At 63.5% G+C, this 2016-nt stretch carries 3 protein-coding genes and 1 pseudogene; 2 read left to right on the plus strand and 2 right to left on the minus strand.

All coding sequences use genetic code 11. The features are described from left to right. Positions 1-603 (plus strand): annotated as a pseudogene (locus tag RMO57_RS05340) (glucose-6-phosphate isomerase); the annotation flags it as partial. Beyond that, positions 600-1211: an HAD family phosphatase gene (locus tag RMO57_RS05345; protein WP_310384917.1), complete on the plus strand. Its 612-nt coding sequence runs from the start codon at positions 600-602 to the stop codon at positions 1209-1211. The pseudogene RMO57_RS05340 and the gene RMO57_RS05345, both read left to right, overlap by 4 nt. On the opposite strand, the gene RMO57_RS05350 is transcribed toward RMO57_RS05345, so the two are convergent. Further along, a complete protein-coding gene (locus tag RMO57_RS05350) occupies positions 1200-1391 on the minus strand; it encodes a DNA gyrase inhibitor YacG (RefSeq protein ID WP_310384919.1) in 192 nt (63 codons plus the stop codon). The genes RMO57_RS05345 and RMO57_RS05350 overlap by 12 nt on opposite strands. After that, the coding region (gene zapD, locus RMO57_RS05355) for a cell division protein ZapD (RefSeq protein WP_310384920.1) at positions 1388-2016 on the minus strand (629 nt) is incomplete at its 5' end. The genes RMO57_RS05350 and zapD, both read right to left, overlap by 4 nt.

Below are 2016 nucleotides of genomic sequence, written 5' to 3' on the forward strand. Positions count from 1 at the left end.
ACGGAGGCTCCGGGGCTGGCGCCCGAGGAGGTGGAAGTGCCTTATGCGACCAGCCCGGTGGTCTGGGGCGAGGCCGGCACCAACGGGCAGCATGCTTATTTCCAGATGCTGCACCAGGGCACGGACGTGATCCCGGTCGAGTTCATTGCGGTCAAGACGCCCAATTTCGGCGCCGAGGTTCAGGGTGACTTGAAGACCTTGTTGCTGGATCAGCACCGCAAGCTCTTGGCCAATTGCTTGGCGCAATCGCAGGCGCTGATGCAGGGTAAGTCGTATGAGGAAGCGCTGCAGGAATCGGCACCGACGGCCTCCAAACAGCTGGACGCTGCGACCGTGGCGCGCCACCGCAGTTTTCCCGGCAACCGGCCCAGCACGACGCTGGTGCTTGAAAGCCTAACGCCAAGTTCCTTGGGCGCTTTGATCGCCTTGTATGAGCAGCGTGTGTTTGTCAGCGGCGCGCTCTGGGGTATCAACAGCTTTGATCAATGGGGTGTCGAGTTGGGCAAGGCTCTGTGCGGGGCTTTGCTGCCGCGCTTGAGCAGCGGCGACACCAGCGGCCTCGACGGCTCCACCGCTGGGCTTTTGAAGCACCTGACCGCATGAACATCGTCTTCGACTTTGGCGGCGTTGTTTTCCGCTGGCATCCGGCCAGCTTTTTGGCGCGCGTTTGGCCGCACCGGGTGGCGAACGCTGCGCAGGGTGTGGCCGTAGCGGCGCGGTTTTTTGAGAACTACGGCGGCGATTGGGGCGCGTTTGATCAAGGCTTGATCGATGCCGACACGGTGATCGAGCGGATTGCCCTGCGAACAGGCTGGCCCAAGGCTGAGGTCGCGCAGGTGGTGGCCGCGGTGCCGGATGAGTTGCAGCTGCAGGTCGACACAGCGGCGCTGATTGCCGAGCTGAAGCTGGCTGGGCACCGCTTGTTTTATCTGTCCAATATGCCCGAGCCCTATGCCGATCATCTGGAGCGGGCGCATCCGCTGCGCGAATGGTTTGAGGCCGGCGTTTTCTCGGGTCGGGTCAAACACTCCAAGCCGCGAACGGAGATCTTCAGCATCGCGTCAGAACGCTTTGGCCTGCCGCCCGAGGCCTGCGTCTTCTTGGATGACCACCCGGCCAATATCGAGGCGGCCAAGGCCTTGGGTTGGCAGGCCTTGTTGTTCACCACGGCCGCTCAAGCCCGGCAGGACTTGGCCGCCTTAATGCGGTAGCGAGTCGTCTTCGACCGGCGGGTTGGTCGGCACCGCGAAGCTCTCGCTGGCCCAGGCGCCGAGGTCGATCTGCCGGCAACGTTCGCTGCAGAACGGCCGCCACAGATTGCTCGGCGCGAAGATCGAATCGCCGCCACAGGTCGGACAGCGCACGATGCGTGGTTTTGCTTCAACACTCATGCGCACAGCGTCAGCTCGAAGCTGGCGTCCTGCTGGGTCGATTTGAGGCGCCCGTCTTCGTCCTGGCGCATCATGCGGATCGAGATCATCAGGCGGTGACCGCTGATCTCGGGCACCAGGCCTAAGCTCGGGTCTATGCGCATACGCAGCAGCTGGAACACCCGGCCGGCGCCCAGGCTTTGCTGGAACTGGCCAGCTACCGCCGCCACCTTGTGCGGGCTGCCGGAGTCGCGCAGCAGACCCAAAAGCACTTGCAAGGCTTCCGCCAGCGGCATCAGGCTCTGCGTCCACTGCATCAGGTCGTTACGCCGGCGCACCGGCAAGAACTGCTGCCAGGTGTAGTAGGCCGGCAGATCGAATTCGCAAGTGCCACCGGGGATGCTGATGCGGCTGCGTATGCTCATCAGCCACTCATTCGTGCTCAGGCAGGCACCGGCCTTGCCGACCAATTGGTTCAGCCCCCCATAGGCCTTGTCGATGCGGGCAATCACCTCGTCCAGCAGGCCCTCGGCCACGCCGGGGTTGCCGCGATAGCTGGCCAGCTGGTTCTTGTGACGCTCCAGCTCCTTGAGCAGATCCGACTTCAGATCGGCCCGCGACGCCACATCGATGATCTCGAACAGCG

This window comes from Roseateles sp. (assembly GCF_031397715.1).
Classification (GTDB): domain Bacteria; phylum Pseudomonadota; class Gammaproteobacteria; order Burkholderiales; family Burkholderiaceae_C; genus Paucibacter_A.

Excerpts from the sequence above, each read along its gene's own strand:
- RMO57_RS05345 (WP_310384917.1), top strand. The coding sequence starts at position 600 with ATGAACATCGTCTTCGACTTTGGCGGCGTTGTTTTCCGCTGGCATCCG.
- RMO57_RS05350 (WP_310384919.1), bottom strand. The coding sequence starts at position 1,391 with ATGAGTGTTGAAGCAAAACCACGCATCGTGCGCTGTCCGACCTGTGGC.